Source organism: Ruegeria sp. AF5 (assembly GCF_056541905.1).
On sequence record NZ_JBQFYZ010000001.1, the window covers coordinates 586,732 to 611,782 of the forward strand.

At 56.6% G+C, this 25,051-nt stretch carries 24 protein-coding genes and 3 pseudogenes; 14 read left to right on the forward strand and 13 right to left on the reverse strand.

The genetic code is table 11. The annotated features are described in order from the left end of the window. Positions 1 to 2: 2 nt before the first annotated feature. Together ACR0DS_RS02875 and hemP are read right to left on the reverse strand one after the other, a co-directional pair. Positions 3 to 479, reverse strand: coding sequence for a hypothetical protein (locus tag ACR0DS_RS02875; RefSeq protein WP_480475589.1), 477 nt, complete (start codon positions 477 to 479; stop codon positions 3 to 5). Further along, the gene (gene hemP / locus ACR0DS_RS02880) at positions 476 to 643 is read right to left on the reverse strand and encodes a hemin uptake protein HemP (RefSeq protein WP_480557740.1); all 168 of its coding nucleotides are present in this window, start codon (positions 641 to 643) and stop codon (positions 476 to 478) included. Before hemP ends, ACR0DS_RS02875 begins: the two co-directional genes overlap by 4 nt. A 217-nt stretch (positions 644 to 860) precedes the next feature. Here hemP and gph point away from each other — a divergent pair, with 217 nt between their 5' ends. Beyond that, positions 861 to 1,520, forward strand: a complete 660-nt coding sequence (gene gph / locus ACR0DS_RS02885) for a phosphoglycolate phosphatase (protein ID WP_480557742.1) — start codon at positions 861 to 863, stop codon at positions 1,518 to 1,520. 327 nt (positions 1,521 to 1,847) lie between these two features. Continuing rightward, positions 1,848 to 3,551 carry a SulP family inorganic anion transporter gene (locus ACR0DS_RS02890; protein ID WP_480482162.1) on the forward strand — a complete coding sequence of 568 codons (1,704 nt, stop codon included), beginning with the start codon at positions 1,848 to 1,850 and terminating at the stop codon, positions 3,549 to 3,551. A gap of 17 nt (positions 3,552 to 3,568) precedes the next feature. On the opposite strand, the pseudogene ACR0DS_RS02895 reads toward ACR0DS_RS02890, so the two are convergent. The 4 genes and pseudogenes from ACR0DS_RS02895 to ACR0DS_RS02910 all read right to left on the reverse strand — a co-directional run. Next, positions 3,569 to 3,742, reverse strand: a pseudogene (locus tag ACR0DS_RS02895) (D-lactate dehydrogenase); the annotation flags it as partial. Between the two features lie 22 nt (positions 3,743 to 3,764). Further along, a pseudogene (locus tag ACR0DS_RS02900) lies at positions 3,765 to 4,218 on the reverse strand (integrase core domain-containing protein); the annotation flags it as partial. Between the two features lie 113 nt (positions 4,219 to 4,331). Beyond that, on the reverse strand, positions 4,332 to 4,898 hold the full coding sequence (locus ACR0DS_RS02905) for a tetratricopeptide repeat protein (RefSeq protein ID WP_480482164.1): 567 nt from the start codon (positions 4,896 to 4,898) through the stop codon (positions 4,332 to 4,334). Between the two features lie 30 nt (positions 4,899 to 4,928). Continuing rightward, on the reverse strand, positions 4,929 to 5,411 hold the full coding sequence (locus tag ACR0DS_RS02910; protein WP_480482166.1) for an Lrp/AsnC family transcriptional regulator: 483 nt from the start codon (positions 5,409 to 5,411) through the stop codon (positions 4,929 to 4,931). 108 nt (positions 5,412 to 5,519) lie between these two features. Between ACR0DS_RS02910 and putA the strand changes: the two genes are divergently transcribed. Together putA and ACR0DS_RS02920 are read left to right on the forward strand one after the other, a co-directional pair. After that, the gene (gene putA / locus ACR0DS_RS02915; protein WP_480557744.1) at positions 5,520 to 8,918 is read left to right on the forward strand and encodes a bifunctional proline dehydrogenase/L-glutamate gamma-semialdehyde dehydrogenase PutA; all 3,399 of its coding nucleotides are present in this window, start codon (positions 5,520 to 5,522) and stop codon (positions 8,916 to 8,918) included. A 42-nt stretch (positions 8,919 to 8,960) separates the two neighbouring features. Next, positions 8,961 to 9,704 (forward strand): rhomboid family intramembrane serine protease, encoded by a 744-nt coding sequence (locus ACR0DS_RS02920; protein ID WP_480557746.1) that lies wholly within the window; start codon positions 8,961 to 8,963, stop codon positions 9,702 to 9,704. Between the two features lie 412 nt (positions 9,705 to 10,116). Here ACR0DS_RS02920 and ACR0DS_RS02925 read toward each other — a convergent pair whose 3' ends face one another. Next, positions 10,117 to 10,857 carry a cupin domain-containing protein gene (locus ACR0DS_RS02925; protein WP_480557748.1) on the reverse strand — a complete coding sequence of 247 codons (741 nt, stop codon included), beginning with the start codon at positions 10,855 to 10,857 and terminating at the stop codon, positions 10,117 to 10,119. Positions 10,858 to 10,971: 114 nt separating this feature from the next. On the opposite strand from ACR0DS_RS02925, the gene ACR0DS_RS02930 reads away from it, so the two are divergent. From ACR0DS_RS02930 to ACR0DS_RS02950, 5 genes are all read left to right on the forward strand, one after another. Next, positions 10,972 to 11,715 carry an ABC transporter substrate-binding protein gene (locus ACR0DS_RS02930; protein WP_480616676.1) on the forward strand — a complete coding sequence of 248 codons (744 nt, stop codon included), beginning with the start codon at positions 10,972 to 10,974 and terminating at the stop codon, positions 11,713 to 11,715. A 79-nt stretch (positions 11,716 to 11,794) separates the two neighbouring features. Further along, positions 11,795 to 12,451, forward strand: a complete 657-nt coding sequence (locus ACR0DS_RS02935) for an amino acid ABC transporter permease (protein ID WP_480557752.1) — start codon at positions 11,795 to 11,797, stop codon at positions 12,449 to 12,451. After that, positions 12,448 to 13,185, forward strand: coding sequence for an amino acid ABC transporter ATP-binding protein (locus tag ACR0DS_RS02940; RefSeq protein WP_480557754.1), 738 nt, complete (start codon positions 12,448 to 12,450; stop codon positions 13,183 to 13,185). The genes ACR0DS_RS02935 and ACR0DS_RS02940 overlap by 4 nt, the downstream gene beginning before the upstream one ends. A gap of 239 nt (positions 13,186 to 13,424) precedes the next feature. Further along, positions 13,425 to 13,601 (forward strand): cupin domain-containing protein, encoded by a 177-nt coding sequence (locus ACR0DS_RS02945; RefSeq protein WP_480557756.1) that lies wholly within the window; start codon positions 13,425 to 13,427, stop codon positions 13,599 to 13,601. A 33-nt stretch (positions 13,602 to 13,634) separates the two neighbouring features. Next, complete coding sequence (locus tag ACR0DS_RS02950; RefSeq protein WP_480557758.1) at positions 13,635 to 14,891, forward strand: NAD(P)/FAD-dependent oxidoreductase; 1,257 nt, start codon at positions 13,635 to 13,637, stop codon at positions 14,889 to 14,891. Positions 14,892 to 14,981: 90 nt separating this feature from the next. On the opposite strand, the pseudogene ACR0DS_RS02955 reads toward ACR0DS_RS02950, so the two are convergent. The 3 genes and pseudogenes from ACR0DS_RS02955 to ACR0DS_RS02965 all read right to left on the reverse strand — a co-directional run. After that, positions 14,982 to 15,076, reverse strand: a pseudogene (locus tag ACR0DS_RS02955) (transposase zinc-binding domain-containing protein); the annotation flags it as partial. A 733-nt stretch (positions 15,077 to 15,809) separates the two neighbouring features. Then, positions 15,810 to 16,595: an inositol monophosphatase family protein gene (locus ACR0DS_RS02960; RefSeq protein ID WP_480482172.1), complete on the reverse strand. Its 786-nt coding sequence runs from the start codon at positions 16,593 to 16,595 to the stop codon at positions 15,810 to 15,812. 98 nt (positions 16,596 to 16,693) lie between these two features. Continuing rightward, entirely contained in the window at positions 16,694 to 17,599 is a 906-nt protein-coding gene (locus tag ACR0DS_RS02965) for a LysR family transcriptional regulator (RefSeq protein ID WP_480482174.1), read from the reverse strand. Between the two features lie 94 nt (positions 17,600 to 17,693). Here ACR0DS_RS02965 and metF point away from each other — a divergent pair, with 94 nt between their 5' ends. Both metF and ACR0DS_RS02975 read left to right on the forward strand, forming a co-directional pair. After that, positions 17,694 to 18,560, forward strand: coding sequence for a methylenetetrahydrofolate reductase [NAD(P)H] (gene metF, locus ACR0DS_RS02970; RefSeq protein ID WP_480557760.1), 867 nt, complete (start codon positions 17,694 to 17,696; stop codon positions 18,558 to 18,560). 214 nt (positions 18,561 to 18,774) lie between these two features. Next, on the forward strand, positions 18,775 to 19,455 hold the full coding sequence (locus tag ACR0DS_RS02975) for a DnaJ domain-containing protein (RefSeq protein ID WP_480556430.1): 681 nt from the start codon (positions 18,775 to 18,777) through the stop codon (positions 19,453 to 19,455). A 49-nt stretch (positions 19,456 to 19,504) separates the two neighbouring features. Here ACR0DS_RS02975 and ACR0DS_RS02980 read toward each other — a convergent pair whose 3' ends face one another. Then, positions 19,505 to 20,023, reverse strand: coding sequence for a YHS domain-containing (seleno)protein (locus ACR0DS_RS02980; protein ID WP_480475567.1), 519 nt, complete (start codon positions 20,021 to 20,023; stop codon positions 19,505 to 19,507). A gap of 248 nt (positions 20,024 to 20,271) precedes the next feature. Here ACR0DS_RS02980 and yghU point away from each other — a divergent pair, with 248 nt between their 5' ends. Further along, positions 20,272 to 21,150, forward strand: a complete 879-nt coding sequence (gene yghU / locus ACR0DS_RS02985) for a glutathione-dependent disulfide-bond oxidoreductase (RefSeq protein WP_480487632.1) — start codon at positions 20,272 to 20,274, stop codon at positions 21,148 to 21,150. A gap of 59 nt (positions 21,151 to 21,209) precedes the next feature. On the opposite strand, the gene ACR0DS_RS02990 is transcribed toward yghU, so the two are convergent. Together ACR0DS_RS02990 and ACR0DS_RS02995 are read right to left on the reverse strand one after the other, a co-directional pair. Further along, on the reverse strand, positions 21,210 to 21,998 hold the full coding sequence (locus ACR0DS_RS02990; protein WP_480487630.1) for an SseB family protein: 789 nt from the start codon (positions 21,996 to 21,998) through the stop codon (positions 21,210 to 21,212). Beyond that, positions 21,991 to 22,578 carry a uracil-DNA glycosylase family protein gene (locus tag ACR0DS_RS02995; protein ID WP_480487628.1) on the reverse strand — a complete coding sequence of 196 codons (588 nt, stop codon included), beginning with the start codon at positions 22,576 to 22,578 and terminating at the stop codon, positions 21,991 to 21,993. The genes ACR0DS_RS02990 and ACR0DS_RS02995 overlap by 8 nt, the downstream gene beginning before the upstream one ends. Before the next feature lie 249 nt (positions 22,579 to 22,827). On the opposite strand from ACR0DS_RS02995, the gene ACR0DS_RS03000 reads away from it, so the two are divergent. After that, positions 22,828 to 23,487, forward strand: a complete 660-nt coding sequence (locus ACR0DS_RS03000) for an ABC transporter ATP-binding protein (RefSeq protein WP_209504732.1) — start codon at positions 22,828 to 22,830, stop codon at positions 23,485 to 23,487. Then, positions 23,465 to 25,048: a capsule biosynthesis protein gene (locus tag ACR0DS_RS03005; RefSeq protein ID WP_480539274.1), complete on the forward strand. Its 1,584-nt coding sequence runs from the start codon at positions 23,465 to 23,467 to the stop codon at positions 25,046 to 25,048. The genes ACR0DS_RS03000 and ACR0DS_RS03005 overlap by 23 nt, the downstream gene beginning before the upstream one ends. Positions 25,049 to 25,051: the final 3 nt, after the last annotated feature.

Genomic DNA, 25,051 nt, shown 5'->3' on the forward strand with positions numbered 1-25,051 from the left:
AGTCAATGCAAAACGGCAGTGCGGGTATCGTGGCCTGTCGTCGGAATCGCATTTCCCGTCGTCATACGCCGGAGCGTCAGGCCCAGTTCCTCCGACAGGGATGCCAGAGCAGGCGCAAAATCCGGGCGCACGATCAGTGACGCCATCATCATCGCGTCTTCGCGTGCCCCTTCGGATGCGGCGGCAACCATTTGGGCAAAACAATTCTCATCCGCGCCCAGACATGCACACCCCAGACCGTGCCTGATTAGCGGGCGTCGACAATGCGTTGCGCAAAGCGAACACAGACGATCCAGCGTCAGCATGGCGGCACGCCCATAATCTGATCCCAGCGCTATGCAAAAATCGCTCGCGATATCAGCGCGACCGCTTTCACCCTGGCTCCACATCCGCAGATACATCACCGCACCCGCTTCGACTGGATCAAGATCCGCCAGACGGCCGACCGCGGCACCGCCGCGCAATGAATGCGCGCTCATTTCGTCAGGATCAGTTTACCTGCACGGGTGATGCGCAGGGTATACAATTGGTCACCCAACTCGATATGGGCCAGGTGGCCACCTTTGGTCAAATCCTCGGCCTTGTGCGCAGGCAGCATCGAGACAGCATAACCTTGGGTTGAGGTCGGGTTCTGTACGTTCATCGGGGCATCTCCAGAGCGAGTCGGCATGGTGCCATACCTGTTGCGTTTCGTTTTATCTGGCTGACCCGAGAGGGTTGGCTTTCCGTTCCTGTCATTAAATCTGATTATTTTAGTAAGGAATGTCAAGCGCTGTTTCAAATCAGGCGTCATTGAGCCGATTGCGCCCCTGAAAACGACGGGTTAAGACTTGGGGCGGGTATTGAAAGGCAAGCAAAACGTGACCGCAGCAGTTGTTTTTGATCTGGATGGAACGTTGGTCGACAGCGTCGGGGACCTGGCAGCAGCGGCCAATAAAACGCTGAACGGTCTGGGTCACGATCCTGTGCCCATTGATGTGATCAGAGGGTTTGTTGGCAATGGCCTTCCCAAACTGGTCGAGCGTTTGATGCGACACTGTGATTTGCCCATGGATCGCCACGCGGAACTGACCCAACAGACACTGAAGCATTACAATGCGGCGGTCAGTGCAACGACAGTGCCTTATCCCGGGGTTCTGGAGGCCCTGGAAACACTGAAACAGATGGGTTGCGTTCTTGGTATCTGCACCAACAAACCCGAAGCACCCGCACGTCACGTGCTGGAGGCGCTCAACTTATCCCGGTTCTTCGACGTTGTTTTCGGCGGTGATACATTGCCAATTCGCAAACCGGATCCGGGCCACCTGCTGGAAAGCTTCAAAGCACTTGGGACCTCGGGCACACGCTTGTATGTGGGTGACAGCGAGGTCGACGCAGAAACAGCTGTAAACGCCAGGATACCGTTTCTGCTGTTCACGGAAGGGTACCGCAAAACCCCGGTGGCCAATATACCGCACACCGTTGCTTACAGTGCGTCCGAAACACTGCCGACACTCGTGACCAAATTGATCCAAAACTAAGTAAGTTCACTCGACACGAGTCATAAAACGAATGACTTGGGCTTTCGCAAACCCCAAAAAGTTAAGAGGGGCCGGCCGAGGGGGTGTGACCAGCCCCTCATCGGGGAAAGTAAATACCGTGTTTGTGTGTGGTAAGTACGGTAGGTCATGTTTACCCCTGATCGGCAGTTTGCGAAATTGGGGGATTCCCGTAGTTCGGCGAAAATAACTGAAAAACTGGAAAAAGAGGCACGTCAGACCACACAATTTACCTGTGATAATTTGCCTGTAAGATAGCCCGACGGTTCGAACATTCGGTTCGCTGGTTGAATGGGTATAGGGTAACCCATGAAAAAACAGGACAGAAATCAGAGAGCGGCGCGTCTGCAAATCCTGCAGGGCATTCTGCCTGTTGACCGCGCGCGCCTTCCGGCGGAAATGCTGGCTGGTCTGAGTTTTGCCTGCCTCGCGATCCCCGAAGTCATGGGTTACACCAAAATCGCCGGCACTCCGGTCATGTCCGGGCTGTATACGATCCTGATTCCCATGGCTCTGTTTGCGCTGTTCGGATCGTCCCGACACCTTGTTGTCGGTGCCGATTCGGCGACAGCAGCCATCACCGCCTCGGGACTGGCGGGCTTGGCGATGTCCGGAACGTCTGAGTATCTGGCACTGGCGTCCTTGCTGGCGCTTATGGCTGCCATGCTTTTGATTGCCGCGCGTGTCATCGGGCTGGGGTTTCTGGCTGATTTTCTGTCCAGAACGGTATTGGTCGGCTTTCTGACCGGCGTGGGCATTCAGGTTGCAACGGGTCAAATCCCCGGATTGTTGGGCATCGAATCCGCTGGGCACGGAACACTTGCAAGGTTGAAGGACGTTTACTTCAACATATCCAACGTCAACTGGCCAACCGTGATCGTCTCATCAGCCGTGTTAGGCATTGTCCTGGGATGCACAAGACTGTCGCGCAAAATCCCGGGGCCATTGGTTGCCATTGTCGGGGTGATCCTGTGCAGTTGGGCCTTTTCATTCAACATTTCCGGAATCTCGGTGTTGGGAGAGGTTGTCGGCGGTTTGCCCTCGTTCTCGATCCCGGACGTGCAGTGGAGCTGGACCTTGTTCAAACAATTGCTCCCCACGGCCTTGTCCATCTTCGTTGTTATTCTGGCACAAAGCGCCGCAACATCACGGGCATACGCCTCGAGATATGATGAGACTTTCAACGAAAACACGGACCTGATCGGACTGGGTCTTGCGAACTTCGGAGCCGCATTCACGGGGACATTCGTGGTCAATGGCAGCCCCACAAAGACCGAGATGGTCGCCAGCGCCGGAGGGCGCAGCCAAGTGGCGCAACTGACAACAGTGGTAATAGTCCTGTTGGTTATCCTGTTTCTGACCAAGCCTTTAGCCTATCTTCCCACAGCAGCACTTTCGGCCATCGTTTTCCTGATCGGTCTCAAGCTGATCGACCTGCACGGAATGGCAACAATTTACAGGCAGGCCCGGTCCGAGTTCTGGGTTGCCACGGCAACCGCCACCGTGGTTGTTCTGGTTGGTGTCGAGCAAGGCGTCATTTTTGCCATGGTCCTGTCTTTGGTCGACCACACACGCCGGGGATACCACCCAAAGAATTCGGTAGTATTGCGTACCGAGTCCGGTGGCTGGCGTTCAAAGGGATTGGAAGCACCAAACCAATTCGAGCCCGGTCTGGTAATCTACCGGTTTTCCCACGGCATGTACTACGCGAACATGCAGATATTCACCGAGGAAGTCACAACAATCGTTCAGAACGCAGACGGAAAACTGACATGGTTCTGCATCGACGCCTCGGCAATTGACGTTGTCGATTTCACAGCCGGGTTCACGTTGCGCAGTATCGCCAATTTCCTGCAATCCAAGGGGATACGGCTGGTTTTCACGCTGGTCGAGCCAGACGTGAAAGCCGAGTTGGATCGCTACGGTGTAACAGAACTGGTTGGCGAAACTGCGTTCTATGAAAACGGCAAAGCTCTGCTGGATGCCTATCACATGCGCCCAAGTCCCATCTGACATTGTCACCGGTAGGTTCACGCCTTGGACATCTTCCCGACCCCCGGATTGAAAGAGTTGGTCGGATCACAGGATTTGTAATGCGCCGCCAAACCGGGTTTGGCTTTGTACAAGTGGCCCACATTGTGTTCGGCAGGATATTCAAAAAGGGTCAGCATAGCCGCCTTCAGCGCCTTCGGCGGCGTGCCCCTATCGGGTGGTCCGGTTTGTTTGTTACTGCACCCTGGGCCTCTGGTCTATCGGGACGATTATTTCGGGCGCAGGCCGGCGGTAGCCCAACGCGCTGTGCGGCCTGACGGTGTGATAGTGGACACGACATTGCTCAATCAGGATTTGCGCCTTCCTTAGGCTGTAGAAGATTTCACCGTTGAGCAGCTCATCCCGGAACCGGGCGTTGAAGCATTCGCAATAGCCGTTCTCCTAGGGTGATTCCGGTTCGATGTAAGCCGTCTTCGCCCCGACAGCTGCGATCCACCCCTCGCACCTTCTGGGCGAAAAATTCCGGCCCATTGTCGGTTCTTATGTATTCCGGCGGGCCGCGGAGGATGAACAGGTCAGTCAATGCATTCAGCGCATCGGTTGAGTTGAACTTGCGATCGACACGGATCATCAGCCCCTCGTTGGTGTATTCGTCAATGATGTTCAGCTTTCGATAGACGCGCCCGTCAGCCAGAAGTCATGCCATATGATATCCAGTGAACAACTCGGATGGGTCCAACACGACCAGTTTGCTTGCAAATAGGTTCGGTTTCCCATTGCGGTTCTTTCGAAAACCCGGCGTCAGATATCTTGACCGGGCGGTTCCAAAAGACCGCCGGGTTCCAACAATGCCCGCTCTGACAGCCATGGGTTAAGTTCTAGCGCTTCGGCAAGTGCCGCGCGCGCGTCGTCAAGGCGCTTCAGACCCAACAGTGACAAGGCGCGCCCGCTCAGCGCACCTATATGGTTCGGCGACAACTCGATCGTGACATTCAGATCCTGCAAGGCAGCAGCGAAGTCTTGTCGAAGATAGTTCACAAACGCACGCTGATTGTAGCCTTCGGCGTAGTTCGGGCAGTATTCGACAAGCTGGTCAAGCTCGTCCAACGCGCCCGGTAAATCCCAGGCCTCCCGCCGCGCCATTCCTCGGTCCAGCAAGCCTTGTGCACGCGCATCTGGCGCATCGGTCCAAAGCTCCCACATCTGGTTGGAAATAGCGCGCGCATCACTTTGCGATTCTGCCTTCTGAACCTGATTGATTAGCGCATCCACACCTTCTGAATGATCCGGAGAATCAGGGCAGGACTGGGCGTGCGCCGCGCAGGACAAGGCAACAACAGCAAGAGCGGCGAGGAAAGCGTGTATCATGTACCAAGGATGGCTCGTAATCCCGATCCGTCAAGCCTGATGCTCGAACCCACCCAAACTGCCGGTTTCCTTAACCGCCTCCATCGCCACAAAGGTCGAGGTGCTGGCGACATGCGGCAAGGATGAAATCTTTTCGGCCAGAACACGACGATACTCTGACATGGTGGCTGTGCGGACCTTCAACAAATAGTCGAAATTCGAAGCGATCATATGGGCTTGCTCGACCTCGGCAGTTTTTCGGACAGCCGCGTTGAACTCGGCCAGTGCCTTTTCGCGGGTATCGGTCAGACGCACCTCGACAAAGGCAACGTGGTCCAGCCCCAGTCTGATCGGATCCAGCATCGCCCGGTATCCCTTGATCACCCCGCTTGCTTCAAGCCGTTTCAGGCGCGCCTGTGTCGGTGATTTCGACAGACCGATTTCGCGTGCAAGATCGGCGACCGAAATGCGCCCATCCTCGGCCAGAATTCTCAGAATCGACCGGTCAAACCGGTCCAGGTCGGGAAAGTTCATTTGCGCTGCCTTCTGGCGAAATTTCAGGTATTCCGCCTTCAATTACCGTAAACTCAGGCGATTGTCCTGAGTTTTCGCAGTTATATTGGCACAAAGACCGGAGGACCCATGTCTCATACCCTGCGTACATTAATCGACACCTCAACCTATGCTGACCAGTCGGCGATCCTTGAAACCCTGATCTCTCAGGCCAGCCTGAGCGCCACGGACCGCGGCGCCATCAGCGCCGCTGCCGCGCAGCTTGTGCGCGACATCCGATCCAGCACGTCTCCGGGGTTGATGGAGGTGTTTTTGGCCGAATACGGCCTGTCCACCGACGAAGGCGTCGCCCTGATGTGCCTGGCCGAGGCGCTGTTGCGCGTGCCGGATGCCGACACGATTGACGCGTTGATTGAAGACAAAATCGCCCCTTCGGATTGGGGTAAGCATCTTGGGCACTCGTCTTCATCCTTGGTGAACGCCTCAACCTGGGCACTGATGCTGACGGGCAAGGTTCTGGACGAAGGCAAGACCTCGCCTGTTGGCGCCCTGCGCGGGGCCATCAAGCGATTGGGGGAACCCGTGATCCGTACCGCCGTGTCGCGGGCGATGAAGGAAATGGGGCGGCAATTCGTGTTGGGTGAATCCATTCACGCTGCGATGGAACGCGCGCGCGGGATGGAAAGCAAGGGATATACCTACTCTTACGACATGCTGGGAGAGGCCGCGCGAACCGAGGCGGACGCCGCGCGTTATCACCTGTCGTATTCACGCGCCATCTCGGCCATCGCCGAAGCCTGCACCCATGATGATATCCGCGCCAACCCCGGCATTTCGGTCAAGTTGTCGGCCCTGCACCCCCGCTATGAACTGGCACAAGAAAAGCGGGTGATGGATGAACTGGTCCCGCGCCTGCGGGCGCTGGCCCTTTTGGCTAAGGCCGCTGGCATGGGGCTAAACGTCGACGCCGAAGAGGCGGATCGCCTGTCTTTGTCATTGCAGGTGATTGAGGCGGTGATGTCCGATCCGGCTCTGGCCGGCTGGGAGGGGTTTGGCATCGTGGTTCAGGCCTATGGGCCACGCGCTTCGCTGGTTCTGGACACGCTCTATGACATGGCTGAACGCCACGATCGCAAGCTGATGGTGCGTCTGGTCAAAGGCGCCTATTGGGACACCGAGATCAAACGCGCGCAGGTCGAAGGCGTGGATGGCTTTCCCGTCTTCACGCACAAGGCGGTCACGGACGTGTCCTATATCGCCAATGCGCGCAAATTGCTGGGCATGACAAACCGGATCTATCCGCAATTCGCCACCCACAACGCCCATACAGTCAGCGCCATATTGCACATGGCCGAAGGTCAGCCTTTTGAATTCCAGCGCCTGCATGGTATGGGTGAGACATTGCATCAGCTTGTGATGAACAGGCAGAAAACGCGTTGTCGCATCTACGCACCGGTTGGCGCGCATCGTGACCTGCTGGCCTACCTTGTGCGGCGTCTGCTGGAAAACGGCGCAAACTCATCCTTCGTCAACCAGATTGTCGACGAAAACGTCCCGCCGGAAGTGGTTGCCTCGGATCCGTTTGTTACGGTGCTGACACCGCCGCCCCCACTGCCCACCGGGCCCGAACTATTCAAGCCGGAACGCCCCAATTCCAAAGGTTTCGATCTACACCACACCCCGACGCTGGATAAGATTGATGCAGCGCGGGATCAGTTCCGTGCGTATCACTGGTATGCGCAGCCGTTGCTGGCTGACGCTGCCAAACCACAGGTGGATGAGCAGGTAATCAACCCGGCGAATCCTGCCGACAAGCCGGGCGCGGTCGCCTCGGCAAGTGAAGCAGATGTGGAACTGGCGCTGTCTTCGGCAAAGCCGTGGCAGGCCCCGGCAGCCGAACGTGCCCGCATCCTGAACTCTGCCGCCGATCTTTATGAAACACACTACGGCGAATTGTTCGCCCTGCTGGCGCGCGAGGCTGGCAAATCGCTACCTGACGCCGTGGCGGAACTGCGTGAGGCGGTGGATTTCCTGCGTTACTACGCCGCCAACATACCTGACGCCGAGCCCGCTGGAGTATTCACCTGCATCAGCCCGTGGAACTTCCCGCTGGCGATCTTCTCAGGGCAAATATCGGCAGCTTTGGCAACCGGGAACGCCGTTTTGGCCAAGCCTGCGCCGCAGACACCCCTGATCGCGCACCGCGCCATTCAATTGCTGCATGAGGCTGGTGTGCCGCGCCACGCGCTGCAATTGCTGCCGGGTGGTCCGACCGTGGGCGCGGCGCTGACATCGGATGCGCGCGTTTCTGGCGTGGCCTTCACCGGCTCGACAACAACCGCTCTCAGAATCCGGTCGGCAATGGCTGGGTCCATGCGCCCCGGCACGCCGCTGATTGCGGAAACTGGTGGCCTGAACGCCATGATCGTTGACAGCACCGCACTTCCCGAACAGGCCGTGCAATCGATCATTGAAAGTGCCTTTCAATCCGCAGGCCAGCGGTGTTCCGCACTGCGATGCCTGTACCTTCAAGAGGATATCGCAAATGACGTGCTGACCATGCTCAAAGGGGCAATGGACGCCCTGCGCATCGGGGACCCCTGGCTGATCTCTACCGATTGCGGCCCGGTGATTGACGCGCAGGCCCGGCAGGTCATCGCCGATCACGTCGCTATTGCACGGGCCGAAGGGCGCGTTCTGAAAGAGCTGCCTCCGCCGACAGAGGGCATCTTTGTTGCCCCCACGCTGATCGAAATCTCGGGCATTGCCGCGCTGGAGCGCGAGATTTTTGGCCCCGTGTTGCACGTGGCACGGTTCAAAGCGCAGGAAATCGACAAGGTCATCGCGGATATCAACGCAACCGGATACGGGCTGACCTTTGGCCTGCAAACCCGGATCGACGACCGGGTGCAGCATGTGACCGAAGCAATCCATGCCGGAAACATCTATGTAAACCGCAATCAGATTGGTGCCATCGTTGGCTCCCAACCTTTTGGCGGTGAAGGGCTGTCAGGCACCGGCCCGAAGGCGGGCGGCCCGAATTACATGGCCCGGTTTTGTGCACCGGATCGGCAAATCACGACAGAATCCTGGGAGCATTTGGCAGACCTACCTGCCCCTCAAGGCCAACCTGCCCCAATCCGGACCCGTTCTCTGCCCGGCCCAACCGGAGAATCGAACCGGCTGAGCGAATATCCCCGCCCACCACTTCTGTGCGTGGGGCCGGGGGAAACGGCGGCGCGCGCGCAGGCTGAAGCCGTACAGGCACTGGGTGGCACGGCCATTCAGGCAACCGGAATGCTTGACCTTCACCGGTTGGAGAACCTGACCGGTATCTCTGGTGTTCTTTGGTGGGGCGATGCTGAAACCGCGCAGCAGATCGAACTGCATCTGGCCCGTCGGGACGGCCCCATTCTTCCCCTGATTCCGGGCAGACCCGACCGCGCGCGTGTGCTGGGTGAGCGCCATGTGTGTGTCGATACGACCGCAGCTGGCGGAAACGCTGCGTTGTTGGGAGGTGCGGCATAAGCTTGCCTTGACGCTGGGCGCGCAAAAGCCCAGCGTCACCTCATGTTTCCGATACGTGACCATAACCCCTCGGGGCGCACGCCTTATGTTGTCTACGTCTTATTGGCGGCCAACATCCTGATCTTCCTCAGCTATGTGGGGATCATGAATGATGCGCCACTTATCAACCGGCTGTTCTTCGACTACGCCATCATCCCGGCGCGGGTCAGCGATGGGGTTGGTCTGGAAACCTTTGTGACATCCATGTTCCTGCATGGAGGCTGGATGCATCTGGCCGGGAACATGCTGTTCTTATGGATATTCGGCGACAATCTGGAAGACGAAATGGGCCATCTGCCCTTTTTGCTGTTCTACCTGGTCGCAGGTATCGGCGCAGGTCTGATCCATGTGGTTACAGGGCCGGACTCTCAGGTGCCTACCGTCGGCGCCTCGGGCGCGATTGCGGGTGTCATGGGGGGATACCTACTGCTGTTTCCCAAGGCGCGTGTGGATATTCTGCTGATCCTGGTTGTCTATTTCAGGGTCTTTACCATCCCCGCCTTCATCATGCTGGGCGTATGGCTGGCGATTCAGTTCTTTGGCAGCGTCACCAGCAACCCGGACGAAGGCGGTATCGCCTACTGGGCCCATACCGGCGGATTTGCAGTAGGGCTGATCCTATGTGTGCCGCTATGGCTGCGACGCGGTGGCGTGCAATTCTGGAACCGCACGCACGGGCACCCGCCCCACCCTGAGGCAAAGTATAAGCTGTCGCAGTCACGTATACCGCGCGTTCCGCGTCGATAAAGCTGAACTGAGGGGCGATCAGCCCATGGGCGCTATCTTACCAGATCGAATACCAAAATTGGGTAGCCTACGCATCCTGTGAGCGGTTGTTGCCGTTCGTGCAGAACGCGGCGAAGGTGCCAAGAGAACTCGGGGTCAGCATGCCAGTTTTGGTGCGCGTGTTCGCAGCATGGGAACCGCCGCGGCTGCTTCATTCTCAACGCCGCCGCGCGGGTTAAAACCAGCCATTCAAGCTTGGCCCTGCGAGACTAGATTCCAAATTCAGGGTTGCAAGGCACGCTCGCCGTTCACCGGCACGGTAATTGTTCGCACCTGAGGTGTCAGATTTCGCTCCGAGCAGCCAGGTGCGTTGCCCAAGCTCCGAAAAAAGTTTGACGTTGAGCGGTTCATTGCTGAACCCCCTGCCTCAACACTACCAGATTGGAGGAGTCGTTGCCCAGATAACCCTGCATTTTCCCTCGCCAAGGTTTCGATACCGATGAGAGAGGCTACTTTCAAAATGAAATGAATCCCCTTGGTTCAGGATATGCGGCCTGCCATCAATCGATATTTCCAGACATCCTTCAATCACGACCCCGCATTCCTCACCGGCATGAGAATACGGTACATCACCTGATCCGCCTCCCGGCTCAAGATCTAGATCCATGACCTGTAATTCACCTTCGTCGTGCGCTGTCAAAAAGGACTTGAGCACCCCCTTACTGCTGAGATCAATTGACCTGCGGTGATTGGCCCGAACGATATAGCTCTCATCATCTGCCGCCTCGTTTTCATCTACACTGAACAGCTGTAGTACCGACAACCGCAACGCGCCACTGATCGAGCGCAAGACCCGAACCGACGGCGACGATAACCCCCTTTCGATTTGGCTAAGTAGGCCCACCGATATCCCTGCCTCGTCAGAGATATAAGTCAGTGTAAGTCCCAGTTCTTTACGCCGATCGCGTATCGCGCGACCAAGTCGCACGTCTTCGCTTACTCCATCCGTTGCAGCCGCTGCTGAGTGATTTGAGTTGTTTGGCATAATGATAAAGACACGCTCTCTTCGTTGCTTGAATACGAAGAATACCTTCCACCACTCTTCATGTCCATGAAATACACCCAGCTTTTCACATTGACCGTGGAAGAAGCCCGCATAAGCATAATATTTCATTTTAATGAAAGAATGTCGAAAATTTTTCAATCTCATCTACATTCGAGGAATGTTGACCTGTCAGGCGGGTCCGCAGGACCTCAGAACAGTGAAGAACCAACAAGGGGAAGTTTCATGAACATGAAAATACTTACCACACTCGCTGCAGCGACCTGGCTGTCTGTTGCGAACGGCACTTTCGCGGAAACTCTTAATGCCGGGGTAACGACCACGGGTGTGCCGTTTACGTTTGTTGATATCCAAACCGGACAACCGACAGGAGCCATGGTTGACATTGCAAATGCGATTGGTGCGGAAATCGGAATGGAGATGCAATTTGAAGTTACTGCGTTTTCGGCACTCATTCCCGCGCTGACCACAGGAAAGATTGATCTTATCTCTGCGGGCATGCTGATCACCGACAAACGCGCAGAGGTCGTTGACTTCTCAGACAGCCCCTACAGCTATGGGGACGCCATGTTCGTCGCTGCGGACAACCCTGAAAACTATACGCGAGACGATCTAGCGGGCGAGGTGATTGGAGCGCAGGTTGGAACTGTGTACGCGGATTCCCTGGCGGAGATTGGGGGATTCGGCGAGATCAAGTTGTATGACTCGATCGTAGATATCATGCGCGACGTTCAACTTGGTCGGATCAAAGCGGGTTTCGGCGACGGCCCCATTGTCGGATACCAGATTTCACAATATCCCAATCTGGGTGTTCGTCTGGTTGAAGGCTATGAACCAATGAAACCGGGCAGAGTCGGGTTGGCTGTAGACAAAGGAAATGCCGAGCTGCTGAAACAGGTGAACGGGGCGTTAGCAAAGTTGCAGAATTCGGGTGAGCTGAAGGCCATCTTCAACAAATACGGCCTTTGAGAAACTTCCCTATCCAGCAAGAGGGCGCTGGCAGCTCACCAAGTGATGTGCCAGCGCTACGACCGTAGGAACAGCGCCAATGTCAACCTTTCTTGAACGCTCGATCGAGTATCTACCTCTGCTTTGGAGTGGATTGAAGCTTACAATTGCCGTCACAGTGCTTGCACTGCTTTTATCAACCTTGTTGGGATTATTGTGGGCTCTGCTCAGAACTTCAGGAATCCCAGTCCTTGCTCAAGGTATTCGGTATCTGACAGAATTCATACGCGGCATCCCGATCCTCGTGGTTTTGTTCTATATCTATTTTGTGATGCCCGAAATCGGCATCGACCTTACCGCGTTTCAGGCTGGCATCATCGGGTTGGCGCTGACCTATTCCTGCTATATCGGCGAAACCTTTCGTGCGGGGATAGAGGCGGTAGACCGCGGCCAGGTAGAGGCGGCAAAAGCCATCGGAATGAAGCACGGTATGATGATGCGTCGAGTGGTACTGCCGCAGGCGTTTAGAATTGTCCTGCCACCCTATGGCAACAATACGATCATGCTACTCAAAGACAGTTCACAGATCTCTGTTATTTCAGTTGCCGAGTTGACCATGCGGGGAAAAACACTGGCTTCTTCAACCTTCGACAACATGACAATTTTCACTTTGGTTGCGCTGCTTTACCTGAGCTTGACCATCCCCCTGAACATCGCGATCCGGCGAATGGAAAACAAAATGGGCGACGCAAAATGATCGAATTCAAGGAGGTTCATAAATCCTTCGGCTCACTGAACGTGTTGCAAGGTATCAACGCCAATGTCGAAGTGGGCGAAGTTGTTTGCCTTATCGGGCCTTCGGGCTCTGGTAAATCAACGATGCTCCGGTGCGTAAACGGTCTGGAATCTTACCAGGCAGGTGACATTCTGATCGATGGGAAGCGTGTCGATGTCGCATCACCGACAATTCACCAACTTAGAGCGCAAGTGGCTATGGTGTTCCAACGTTTCAACCTTTTCCCCCACCGAACGGCTTTGGAGAATGTCATGGAGGGGCCGCTTTATGTTCTGAAACAGGACAAGTCCGAGGTGCGGGATCGCGCAATCGGATATCTGGAGCGGGTCGGATTAGCCGAAAAAATCAACGCCTACCCTGCCTCGCTGTCCGGAGGGCAACAGCAAAGGGTCGCTATTGCCCGGGCCTTGGCTATGCAACCCAGAGCCATTTTGCTCGACGAACCAACATCGGCACTTGATCCGGAAATGGTCGGCGAGGTGTTACAGGTTATGCGCGCCCTCGCTGAGGAGCACATGACCATGTTTGTGGTGACCCATGAGATTCAATTTGCCCGGGAAGTCGCTGACCGCGTGCTGTTCCTGGATAAGGGTCAAATCGCTGAGCAGGGTAAGGCGCAGGAAGTTTTGCGAAATCCAACACATCCGCGCACCCAGGAATTCCTAAGGCGGGTCACACACCCTGAACAAGGGTGAAATGATGCTGGTTAAATCCAGCCGCTGCCCCAATGACATTTACGGAGAACAACAATGTTCAATCTTGTTGGCCTGAAAGATCTCGATGCGATCCAAGTTGGCGACTACAGACCCAAACCGACAACCCTGACGCCGGGGCAACAGTAAGCTACTGCGCACGTTTACACATCGCCAACAGGCGATACCAAGATCGGTACTGGGAATGCACTCCGGGCGAGTTCACCGCAGACCGTAGTGGCATGGCAGAATACTGTCACATTCTGTCCGGTTCGGCGACGATCACTGATGCCGATGGTGGCCGTTCCGTAACCCTTGGCGCGAATGATTTTCTTGCCCTGCCCAAAGGTTGGAAAGGCACCTGGGCAATCCACTCCCACGTCCGCAAGCTCTATTTCCTGGTAGAGAACGCAAATTGACGACCGTATTTTGAGATTCGGAGTTTGACCGCAATGCTAGACTCTATCTGGTCCGCTACGGCAAATAGCACCCCAAAATTCCCCGCTTTGGCCGGCAACTGCAAGGCTGATGTCGCGATCGTAGGCGCAGGTTACACTGGCCTCTCCTGTGCTCTTTCTCTTGCTGAAGCGGGTGCAAACGTCATCGTCGTTGAAGCTGAGCAACCTGGATTTGGTGCCAGTGGGAGAAATGGTGGTCAGGTCATTCCCGGCCTCAAGTACGATCCTGACAAGCTGGACCGCATGTATGGCGAGGTAACCACCGAATTTGTCGGCGGTGCTGCGCAACATGTGTTTGATATTATCGATAGACATAACATCCAATGTGACCACCGCCAGGACGGCTGGATTCAGACAACTGTAAAAACCTCGCATATCCCCACTTTGCAAAGCCGGATGCAGCAATGGGAAAAGCGGGGGGCCTCCGTCGAATGGCTGGATGCTGCGCAGGTCGCTCGTCAGACGGGTTCAAGAAGGTTTGTTGCAGGTTGGAAAGACCGGAGGGCTGGCTGTGTGCACCCGCTGAATTATGCCACCGGGCTTGCACAAGCGGCTGCGGATGCCGGGTGTAAGATTTACGGCAAGAGCCCTGTTTCCCGGATACAATCAGATGGAGCGGGATGGAAACTGTCGGTAGGCGAGCAAGGGCAGATCAAAGCAGATCAGGTGGTGCTGGCGACCAACGGCTATACAAGCCACCTGTGGCCCGGATTGCGCCAGACAATGGTGCCCGCCAACAGTTTTCAGGTGGCCACAAAGCCTCTGCCCGAAAGCATTAGCCAATCAATCTTGCCCGAAGGCTGCGTTGTATCGGACACTCGGCGTATCGCTAATTATTTTCGGATTGGCCCGGGGAACCGTCTCATGGTGGGGGGGCGAGGACATTTTGCAGAACCACGCGGGCCGAACTCTTTCAAACGTATCCATGCTGACTTGAAGGCGCTTTTCCCTTCTTTGGAAAATCAAGAGTTGGAATTTATGTGGTCTGGTCGCGCTGCAATGAATTTGGACCACCTGCCTCATATCTATCAACCGGCTGCCGGAGTCACGGCCGCACTGGGGTATAATGGCAGAGGTCTGGCGCTTGGCAGTGCATTGGGGGCGGCAATTGGTGCCCATCTGGCGAACTCTTCCATTCCTCTGCCGTTGCCGGCGGACCGGATGAAGCAGCTCCCCTTTCATCGCTTGCACCCATATTACGGCACCGCCGCGATCTGGTACTTTCGTCTGCGGGACTTACTGGAGAGGTGATCTGAGAATCGACCTGGCGCATCAGCAAGCACCTCGAAGGATAGCAGCGGCCCCATAGCACAGCTGTCATGTCCAGACGTGGTGCTCGGGATCGGCTGGCAGCGTGAAGACAAAGTGTGGAAGTACTCTATGGGAAGCAGGTTCTCCTTCCGCGAGGCCATCCACTCGCGCTTCGCCGGTCTCTGGCTTTCGCGGCTAAGCCAGTTTTAGCCGAACTTGTACACGTCATGCTGAACACATCGCCATTTGGTGACGATTGTTGATACGCGGGCCATCCCGAGCGGACAATGAAATCGGCACCGCTCTCCAGAGTATACTCCAGCCGCGACGGCCTCTCATTGGCGCGGGCACCATCGGCAATATCCCCGGTATGAACCGGAAAGTGCTTGTGGCATTCACCACTATGCCCGTCGGTAACCTCAATGGCCCGTAATATGTCCGTCACCCCGCAACGATAGTGCAATCGCCACGCCTGACCGAACTTTCCGGGTCCCATGACCGTTATTCCGTCAACCAATGAGGCAACCGAACGTTCATGTGACCAGATCTTGATCTTATCCGCCAAAAGCATCTGGCATGTTGTTTCCAGCCAGCTTGCACTCCCGCGGGGCCGCTTCAATACACCAACGTCCTACAAACCGTGATCCCGGCAGACGCTGCGCAGGCCGAAGCGGACGACAGTGAATGGCCACAGGACCTAAAATGCTGGCAAGCCGCAAAAATGACTGGGAGACCGCGACCTTCCGGCTGCGTTGGCAGGCACCGGCTTCCCGTGTGGCCACCCAAATGTCAACTACATCACCATGAACGGAAACAAGCCCGCTCCGGCCCTTTAACTCGGGATTGAAACCAGTCTTACGCCTTCCAAAACAGAGCAAGACTGATTTATGGATCGCTTAAGTTAGCGCCTGTGGGCGATCAGCCCCGGATGACTTTGGCGAATTGATCAAAGATCGGTTCATTCGAACAGATCACTTCACCATCTTCCAGCGCGTTACCCTCGGGGTTCAGGGCCTGGACGAAGCCGCCCGCCTCTTTCACGATGATGATACCGGCGGCGACATCCCACGCGTTCAGGCGGCGTTCCCAGAAGCCTTCGTACCGGCCCGCAGCCACATATGCCATGTCAAGCGCCGCAGCACCCCAACGGCGCACACCGGCGCAAGCGGGCATCAGACGCGCCAGATCCTGCAGGGTTGCAGGCAGGTCAGAACGACCCCCAAAGGGCAGGCCGGTTGCAAAGATCGATTCTATCATGCGGTGACGCCCCGACACTCGAATTCGGGTGTCGTTCATCCACGCGCCCTCGCCTTTTTCGGCAAAGAATATCTCATCCTTGGCGGCGTCATAGATCACGCCGGCTACGATCTTGCCTTTGTGCTCCAGCGCGATGGAAATCGCCCAGTGCGGCAGGCCATGCAGAAAATTGGTGGTGCCGTCCAACGGGTCAACGATCCAGCGGCGGGTCGGGTCTTCTCCGTCGATGGAGCCACCCTCTTCAGCCAGCCAGCCATAGGTCGGGCGCGCACCCAGCAACTCGTCCTTCAGGATGGCTTCGGCCGCGATATCGGCCTTAGACACAAAATCGCCCGCGCCCTTCATCGACACCTGCAGATTCTCGACTTCACGGAAATCCTTGACCAAAGAACGCCCCGCCTTGCGCGCGGCCTTGATCATGATGTTGAGATTTGCACTGCCAACCATTGTAAAAAGGCTCCTGTCCGGTCAAACCGCGCGTATACTGCCGCAAGGCTTCCTTGCCAAGAGGAATGATGTGCATAACAGACCCGCAGAAAACGCCTCTACCGGGATTGCAGCTTGCGCGCCTCTTCGCGGGCCAGTTTTACCAGTTCCTGCACATAGGGCTTGTCCAGATCTTCTGATCGGACCGCTGCATAAAGGCGACGCGTAATCCCCTCTTTGGTCAGGGGGCGGGTCACATAGTCCGAGTTGTATTTGACCTCGCGCACGACCCAATCCGGCAGAACCGAGATGCCTCGGTTTGAGGCCACCAGAAGCAGGATGACAGCTGTCAGTTCCACCTGCCTGATCGAGGCGGGTTCGACCCGTGCAGGGATCAACAATTGGCTGAACACATCCAGACGTGTGCGTTCCACCGGGTAGGTGATCAGGGTCTGGCCTCGGAAATCCTCAGCCTCGACATAGGCTTTTTCCGCCAGTGGATGGGCTGATGCAGCGACAAAGACGGGGTTGTAGTCAAACAGCTCCACAAACTCGACACCCGGCAGGTCTTCGGGATCGGATGAGACCACCAGATCAACCTCTTCCTTCTGCAAGGCTGGCAGGGCGTCGAAGGCCAGACCGGGTCGGATATCGACATCCACGTCGCCCCAGGATTTCCTGAAGGATTCAAGAACCGGAAACAGCCATTCGAAACACGCGTGGCATTCGATGGCGATATGCATCCGCCCGGTACGCCCGTCCCGCAGCGATGAAAACTCATTCTGTGCCGCCTCGACCTGCGGCAGGATCTGCTCGGCCAACCGCAGCAGACGCAAACCGGCGGCTGACAGCTTCATCGGCTTTGAACGTCGCAGAAACAGCTCGACCCCGGCCTGATCCTCCAACCCTTTGATCTGATGACTCAATGCGGATTGAGTGATGTTCAATTGGTCGGCAGCGCGCGCCAACCCACCGCATTCATGGATCGCCTTGATGGTACGCAGGTGGCGGAATTCAATGTGCATCTCAAGTATCGTTCATGTTGTTGTTGAATAATATGAGTTTGTCTCACAATGCCCGTCATGGCACAAGATAGTCAGTTGATCCAGTGAGGCAGCCATGTCCAAACCCGAAATTTCATTCGAGTTCTTTCCGCCCAAAACTCTGGAGGCTTCTTTCCGCCTTTGGGATACGGTCCAGACATTGGCACCGCTGGAGCCCCGTTTTGTTTCCGTCACCTACGGTGCAGGCGGTACGACCCGGGAACTGACGCGCGACGCGGTCGCAACCCTGCATAAATCCTCTGGTTTGAACGTCGCTGCGCATCTGACCTGTGTTGACGCTTCGCGGCAGGAAACGCTGGAGATCGCCGACACATTCGCACGTGCGGGCGTGCAGGACATCGTGGCCCTGCGGGGCGACCCGCCAAAAGGGCATGATCGGTTCGTACCGCACCCCGAAGGCTTTAACAGTTCGATTGAGTTGATTGAGGCGCTGGCTGAAACCGAAATGTTCAGCATCCGTGTCGGGGCTTATCCTGACAAGCACCCTGAAGCTGCCGACATGTCAGCAGACGTGGACTGGCTAAAGGCCAAACTTGACGCGGGCGCTGACGAAGCGCTGACGCAATTCTTTTTCGAGGCCGAAACCTTCTTCCGTTTCCGTGATGCCTGCGCAAAGGCGGGTATCGACAAACCGATCGTTCCGGGCATTCTGCCGATAGAAAACTGGGCAGGTGCGCGCAAGTTCGCCAGAAGTTGCGGCACGCATATTCCCGATTGGGTCGAACAAGCCTTTGAAAAGGCCGTGCGCGACGGGCGTGAGGATCTGCTGGCAACTGCGATCTGCACCGAGTTGTGCTCGGACCTGATCGAAGGTGGCGTGGACAAGCTGCATTTCTATACCCTCAACCGCCCGGAATTGACGCGCGATGTGTGCTTTGCCCTTGGAATTACGCCACAAGTCGATCTTCAAAACGTCGCCTGACAACTGAAAAATTCAATGATTCGCCCGGGTTACGAATTTTCCCGGGCGTTTTCCTTTTCTTATGCGTGACCTGTTTCACAGTTACATCCGCGAATTCACGCCTTTGCGGAACAATGGAATCCTCGCATCGCGATTGTTGTCAGCTTCCCTCTCAATCAACCATGAAATTTGACAAAACCATGCCCTCGGCAACACTAGGGCTGTGTAGTTTTTAATGAGTGTTTTGAGTATGGAACCTGTCGATAAGGTTAGGGCACGCACGGATGCCCTGGCAGATCTGGGCCTGAACCCGTCTGCCAATTCCAGTGAAATACGAGAGGCCTGGCGTCACATCGCCTTTCACACGCATCCTGATCACAAGGAAGGCGACAGTTCCGGGTTTTCGCGCGCCAAGGCAGCCTATGATTTTCTACGCAAAGAAGGGCTGGCGACAAAGGGCGGTGCCGCTGCTGGCCCGCCACAACCACGTCGGGCACGGTTGAAGAAACGTATCATCGAGCTTCCGCAGGAAGATATTGCCGCCTGTGAGGCAATGCTGAATCCGGGGCAAGCGCTGTCGCATATGAACAGTCAGCCTGGTATTCAACCCAAATGCGGCAGCGGTGTTGCTGACCATGTTCCCGACGCGGTCGGATGCTTTGGGCGGCACCTGACTTACTTCGTCACGACACCCGTCAATCAAGGCGCAAATCGTGTGGCTTTGCCAACGACCGTTCTGACCAGTGCGCGGCACACCACAGCGGAAATCCTGAGCTTTCAATCCAGCGATACGGGCGCTGGGGAAGTCGTCATTCCCGATACGATCCGAGAACGCAAATTTCCGGGTGCCAAGAGCGTCAGGATCCGGTTTGACGCCGACCAGACGATACGGGATCAGTTCTGGCTTGCTGGCTGAACGAAAAGGCCCGGCTGGGTAAGCCGGGCTTTGTGCAATTTTGGCCGGGTCAGTTTTTCACCGGACCTTCCGAGGTAAATTTCGGGATCACGCTGGTCGAGGCGTCAGACGGCTCGATACCCGGCCAGTTGCCTTCAGCAAGGTTGATGTTGCCCGGAATGTCTTCTTCGAAGAACCCGACGACCACATCCGTTATGTTGAGATACAGCTTGTCGTCAACGATCCGCCACAAGTTCGGGTTTGCCGGAACCTTGCCACCGCGCGACACACCATAGGCGCAGTGCCCATCATATTGCGGGGCATAATAGGCCGGGTTTTCCAGAAATTTGTCGCGGTTTTCCTCGGACGAGAATGCCCAGGTTGCACCATTGTATTCGGCAGTAATGCTGGCATTGCCACGCACGCCTTCGTGCTGTGGCTGACCTACCGGTACCTGATCCAGGTTGCGATAGGCGACAACATCATACCCCGAGACGGCAAACCCTGTGCCGTCAATATATTGCGGCCCGGCAAATGCCGGAACGGCCAGGGCCATGGCCGCAGCAAAGGTCAAAGCAAAGCGTTTCATGTAGTTTATCCTTTTCGTTCCAGCGGTATCGGTGACGCCGTGATGGCAGGTCTGGCAAAACAATATGCGATTCCCATTCTGTTCGTAGCCCTCCTCGCGCCGCTGTGACCCCTCTCGAGCAAACGTGAGAGTTTGGTCGCGGATTATTACAAATTATGCCGGAAAAGCTGGGTTGGACTCGGCGGATTGCAACACTACCTGTAAGACTGCATCGAACGCGGCCCGGACAAAGGCATGAAAGGCAAGACATGAGCGACCAATCTTCGTATACCCCACCAGCAGTCTGGACATGGGACAGTGAAAGTGGCGGACAGTTCGCCAACATTAACCGACCTATTGCCGGCGCAACCCATGACAAGGACTTGCCGGTTGGACGCCACCCATTGCAGTTGTATTCCCTTGCCACGCCCAACGGTGTCAAAGTCACCGTTATGCTGGAAGAGTTGCTGGCATTGGGTCACGAAGGCGCTGAATACAACGCCTGGCTGATCAACATCGGCGAGGGCGACCAGTTCGGTTCAGGGTTTGTCGAGGTCAACCCAAACTCGAAAATCCCCGCCCTTTGGGATCGCTCTGGCGACAAGCCGGCTCGGGTGTTTGAAAGTGCCTCGATCCTGTTTCATCTGGCTGAGAAGTTCGGAGAGTTTCTGCCCGCGTCCGGGCCGGAACGGACCGAAGTCATGAACTGGCTATTCTGGCAAATGGGCAGCGCCCCTTATCTGGGCGGCGGGTTTGGCCATTTCTACGCCTACGCGCCCGAAAAGTGGGAATACCCGATCAACCGCTTTGCGATGGAGGCAAAACGCCAGCTGGACGTTCTGGACAGGGAACTGGCGAACAAGACCTATATCGCGGGCGAGGAATATACGATTGCCGACATGGCGATCTGGCCGTGGTACGGTCAACTGGTTCTGGGCCGTCTGTATAGCGCGGCAGAGTTCCTTGATGCGGAATCCTACAAGAACGTGGTGCGCTGGGCCAAGGCGATTGACGCACGGCCTGCGGTTCAGCGTGGCCGTATGGTCAACCGCGCCTTTGGCGAGCCGCACACGCAGCTTCACGAGCGTCACGACGCCAGTGATTTCGAAACACGTACGCAGGACAAACTGGAAGCTGCTGCGGAATAGCAGAGTCCCATCCTAGTGACACGCGGTGCATTGTGCGCCGCGTGTTTGCGTTTTGGCCGTTACTTCAGAATTGGCGGTTTCGCGGGATTGCTGCCCGGAACCTCGCGCACCAGATCTGCAACCTGCGGTTCGGGCAGGTCAAAGCGAAGCCCCGTCTTCGCCAGCAGCGCTGCAGCGGCGTCATCTGTGGCAAAGAACCCGACATCCATCGCCCCCGCTTCGATCCCCGAAAACGTCAACGCCTCTGAAGCTGCCTTGGCCAGCGCTGGCTCGGCCCCCTCGACCGCACCGACAAACCCCAGCAAATGACCCTGAGCGCCCGCCTCGGATTTCGTGGCGACCAGATAGGCTGCACTGGCAAGCCCACCAGCAGTTGCCAGTTTTGCATCAAGGGCGGTCAACAGGCTGTCCGGCAAACCGGCGGGAGGCATGAACTCGGCCAGCTTTTCCTCGACCTCTTTGGGGCCATGCTGCAACGTTTCGGCCAGCCAGCCCAAGGCCTCGGCAGGCACCAGCATGGATGATGGCGCAGTTTCCAGGTTCAGGCCCAGCCCGATACCCTGCCCTGCCAGCATCCCCGACAACACGCGCCCCGACAGCGCAACATAAGGCACGGGCCGCCCGGCAAACCGCGCCAATCGTTCCTCGCGGTCGAAAGCCAACACAAAGCGCCCGTCGGCCACATCGAACACTTCGGGCGAGATGTTTTCGCCCACCGCTTCTTCGGTCAGCATCAAGAACAGCTCACTATCAGCAAGCCGTTCAAAAAACTGCAGACGGGCAGCATCGTTCTGCGGATCTGCCAGCATCGCGGCATGCGCCGTGTCCAACGCTGTGGTTTCAGTCATTCAGCACCTCTTGGACCCGCGCGCGCAGAACCGGCAGCAGTTCTGCCTCGAACCACGGGTTTTTCTTTACCCATGCCGTATTCCGCCAGGACGGATGAGGCAAGGCAAAGACCCGCGGCGCATGGTCCTGCCAGTTCCGAACGGTGTCCGTCACCGACCCCCGCGCACCCAGATGATATTTATGCGCATGGCTACCGACCAACACCGTCAACGGCACCTGCCCCAGTTCCTGCATCACCCTGTCATGCCAAGTTTTACCGCATATCGCGGGCGGAGGAAGGTCCGCGCCGCGGGCATCATAGCCGGGGAAACAGAATGCCATGGGCACAATCGACACGAGGTCACGATCATAAAAAACAGGTTCATTGACCCCAAGCCATTGGCGAAGCCTGTCGCCTGACGGGTCTGTAAAGGGCCGCCCTGACTCGTGCACGCGCGCACCCGGTGCCTGCCCCGCGACCAGGATGGGTGTTCCGCGCCGAAACCAAACCACCGGGCGGGGTTCATGGGCTGTTTTGGTTTGCGCAAAGGACGCGGCGCACAGGCGGCACGCTCGGATTTCGCCATCTAAATCTTTCATCTTGTTGCAAAACCTCCCAAAGCTGTTTTGCAAGGATCGGGTGTGAAACCACATAATAATGGTGCGGTAGATTTCTAGAAGTGCAGCGGAATTGCCGACAACCGATCAGTTGTTTGAGGGGTCGGCAGCAATGCATTGAACATTTGTTTCATAATTCGACATAATGTAGCCAACATGGAACGGTAAAAACCATCCTTTCTGACCGCCTGAAAGCGCGGCGACACAACGGAAACGAGCAGCAGGCCCCGAATGCTAGAGTTCGACAATGTCAGCAAGTCCTTCTGGACCGGGACGCGCCGCAAGGTGATCCTGGACCGGGTCTCGTTCCGTGTCGAACTGGGCACGTCGCTGGGCGTTCTGGCCCCGAATGGTACTGGCAAAACCACGCTGATCAACATGATGGCCGGTCTGGAAAAACCCGACGAGGGTGTGATCCGCCGCGAATGCCGGGTCTCGTTCCCCATGGGTTTCACCGGGGGTGTAACCGGCAAGTTGTCGGCGCTTGAGAACGCGCGATACATCGCCAAGATTTACGGCATGGACCCGGACTATGTTGAGGCGTATTGCAAATGGCTCTGCGGTTTGGGTGAATATTTCGAACAGCCGCTGTCCACCTATTCTTCGGGGATGCGGTCACGATTCACGTTTTCTTTGATGCTGGCGCTGGATTTCGACATGTATCTTGTCGATGAAGGGATGCCAGCGTCTACAGATGTTGAATTCAACGAAAAAGCAGGGGCGATCCTGAAGGAAAGGTTGCGCACCACGACATTGGTGATCGTGTCGCACAGCCCGACTGTTTTGGAAAAATTCGCTCAGCAGGCCGCCGTTCTGCTGGACGGGCAATTGTACATGTTTGACTCCTTGGAAGAGGCAAAGCAGCTATATGACTACGAAACCCAAGGTTAGAAAGTACAACTGGCGCAGCAATCGACAGGTGGACGATTCGGCCGAGGCGCGAGCGGATGCAATCTCGCGCATACGGGGCGCGACGCAAGGTCAGGCGCCGGCGGCCGAGGCCCAGCCAGGCACGCAAATTGACGACATCAAGCGCGAAGGTCTGACAGGTCGCCAGTTGCGCATTGCGCGTAAACTCGCGCAGAAACACGGACTGGCAGCAACATCGGACTATGATGCGGTGCGCTTGCTGCGCAAGAAAGGCATTGATCCGTTTCAGCGCACGAACCTTCTTGATCTTGCCGCGGCAAAGCCCTCGGCACAGGGCGACAGTTCGAAGGTCAAAGACAAGATCAGCATTCAGTTGCCGCAATCCGTAGGCGCAAGCACGCCAAACCTTCCGGGACCCGAGCTCAGCCCGGCTGAGCGGCGGAACCTTGAAATCGGTCAGATTCAGAAGGACATCGCGCGCCGACGCAGGCGTAAACTGTTTGGCCTGTTCGCGCGTCTGGCCGCCTTTGTGTTTCTGCCGACCTTTGTTGTGGGGTTCTATTTCTATCGCATCGCCACCCCGATGTATGCCAGCGATTCCGAGTTTCTGATCCTGCAAGCCGATGGCGGGCCGGGTTCCATCGGCGGGCTGCTTGCCGGGACGCAATTCGCCACCACGCAGGATTCAATCTCGGTTCAATCTTTCCTGGAATCGAAAGAGGCCTTGTTGCTGCTGGATCGAGACGCCGGTTTTTCTGATGTCTTCAAGCAGGAAGTGATTGATCCGATTCAAAGGCTATCACCCGACGCCACGCTGGAAGACGCATACAAGCTGTTCAAACGCATGATTACAATCGGGTATGATCCAACCGAAGGGGTCATCCGGATGGAGGTTGTTGCACCAGACGCACAGACCTCGACCGAGTTCTCGGAGCGTTTGATTTCTTACGCCGAAGCCCGGGTGAATGCCCTGTCCGGCAAGAAGCGCGAAGACCAGATGCGCGACGCATTGGAAAGCTTTGAAGCGGCGCAGGAGGCGCGGCGGCAGGCGCAGGAGGAATTGATCGAGCTTCAGCTTCAAGGGGCGGTACTGGACCCCGAGAATGTCATTGCCAGCCTCCGCGCCCGCATCAACGAGATCGAGATATTGGTGCAGGACAAAGAGCTTGAACTTGCCGCCCTGCAAGACAACCTGCGTCCGAACAAAGCCAAGGTCGACGGCGTCAAGGCTGACATTGCCCGGCTTGAAAAGGTGCTGGAACAACTAAATGCCGAGATGCAGGATGCTTCCGATGGCGAAAATTCGCTGGCGCGGTTGAGCGTGCGCATCCAGATCGCTCAGGCGGATCTGGCGGCACGGGACATGATGCTGCAAACGGCAATGCAGCAAATGGAATCGACCCGATCCGAAGCTAACCGGCAGGTGCGTTACCTGACCGTCTCGGTGAACCCGATCCCAAGTCAGGAACCCAGCTATCCGCGCAAGTTCGAAAATACGATTTTGGCATTCCTGTTGTTTGCTGGTATCTACCTCATGATCTCGCTTACCGCGTCGGTCCTTCGTGAACAGGTATCCTCATAAGAC

Bases quoted from the DNA above. Each gene is read 5' to 3' on its own strand.
- ACR0DS_RS02875 (WP_480475589.1), bottom strand. From the start codon at position 479: ATGAGCGCGCATTCATTGCGCGGCGGTGCCGCGGTCGGCCGTCTGGCG.
- hemP (WP_480557740.1), bottom strand. From the start codon at position 643: ATGAACGTACAGAACCCGACCTCAACCCAAGGTTATGCTGTCTCGATG.
- ACR0DS_RS02890 (WP_480482162.1), top strand. From the start codon at position 1,848: ATGAAAAAACAGGACAGAAATCAGAGAGCGGCGCGTCTGCAAATCCTG.
- ACR0DS_RS02905 (WP_480482164.1), bottom strand. From the start codon at position 4,898: ATGATACACGCTTTCCTCGCCGCTCTTGCTGTTGTTGCCTTGTCCTGC.
- ACR0DS_RS02910 (WP_480482166.1), bottom strand. From the start codon at position 5,411: ATGAACTTTCCCGACCTGGACCGGTTTGACCGGTCGATTCTGAGAATT.
- putA (WP_480557744.1), top strand. From the start codon at position 5,520: ATGTCTCATACCCTGCGTACATTAATCGACACCTCAACCTATGCTGAC.
- ACR0DS_RS02920 (WP_480557746.1), top strand. From the start codon at position 8,961: ATGTTTCCGATACGTGACCATAACCCCTCGGGGCGCACGCCTTATGTT.
- ACR0DS_RS02925 (WP_480557748.1), bottom strand. From the start codon at position 10,857: ATGAAATATTATGCTTATGCGGGCTTCTTCCACGGTCAATGTGAAAAG.
- ACR0DS_RS02930 (WP_480616676.1), top strand. From the start codon at position 10,972: ATGAACATGAAAATACTTACCACACTCGCTGCAGCGACCTGGCTGTCT.
- ACR0DS_RS02935 (WP_480557752.1), top strand. From the start codon at position 11,795: ATGTCAACCTTTCTTGAACGCTCGATCGAGTATCTACCTCTGCTTTGG.
- ACR0DS_RS02940 (WP_480557754.1), top strand. From the start codon at position 12,448: ATGATCGAATTCAAGGAGGTTCATAAATCCTTCGGCTCACTGAACGTG.
- ACR0DS_RS02945 (WP_480557756.1), top strand. From the start codon at position 13,425: ATGGCAGAATACTGTCACATTCTGTCCGGTTCGGCGACGATCACTGAT.
- ACR0DS_RS02950 (WP_480557758.1), top strand. From the start codon at position 13,635: ATGCTAGACTCTATCTGGTCCGCTACGGCAAATAGCACCCCAAAATTC.
- ACR0DS_RS02960 (WP_480482172.1), bottom strand. From the start codon at position 16,595: ATGGTTGGCAGTGCAAATCTCAACATCATGATCAAGGCCGCGCGCAAG.
- ACR0DS_RS02965 (WP_480482174.1), bottom strand. From the start codon at position 17,599: ATGCACATTGAATTCCGCCACCTGCGTACCATCAAGGCGATCCATGAA.
- metF (WP_480557760.1), top strand. From the start codon at position 17,694: ATGTCCAAACCCGAAATTTCATTCGAGTTCTTTCCGCCCAAAACTCTG.
- ACR0DS_RS02975 (WP_480556430.1), top strand. From the start codon at position 18,775: ATGAGTGTTTTGAGTATGGAACCTGTCGATAAGGTTAGGGCACGCACG.
- ACR0DS_RS02980 (WP_480475567.1), bottom strand. From the start codon at position 20,023: ATGAAACGCTTTGCTTTGACCTTTGCTGCGGCCATGGCCCTGGCCGTT.
- yghU (WP_480487632.1), top strand. From the start codon at position 20,272: ATGAGCGACCAATCTTCGTATACCCCACCAGCAGTCTGGACATGGGAC.
- ACR0DS_RS02990 (WP_480487630.1), bottom strand. From the start codon at position 21,998: ATGACTGAAACCACAGCGTTGGACACGGCGCATGCCGCGATGCTGGCA.
- ACR0DS_RS02995 (WP_480487628.1), bottom strand. From the start codon at position 22,578: ATGAAAGATTTAGATGGCGAAATCCGAGCGTGCCGCCTGTGCGCCGCG.
- ACR0DS_RS03000 (WP_209504732.1), top strand. From the start codon at position 22,828: ATGCTAGAGTTCGACAATGTCAGCAAGTCCTTCTGGACCGGGACGCGC.
- ACR0DS_RS03005 (WP_480539274.1), top strand. From the start codon at position 23,465: ATGACTACGAAACCCAAGGTTAGAAAGTACAACTGGCGCAGCAATCGA.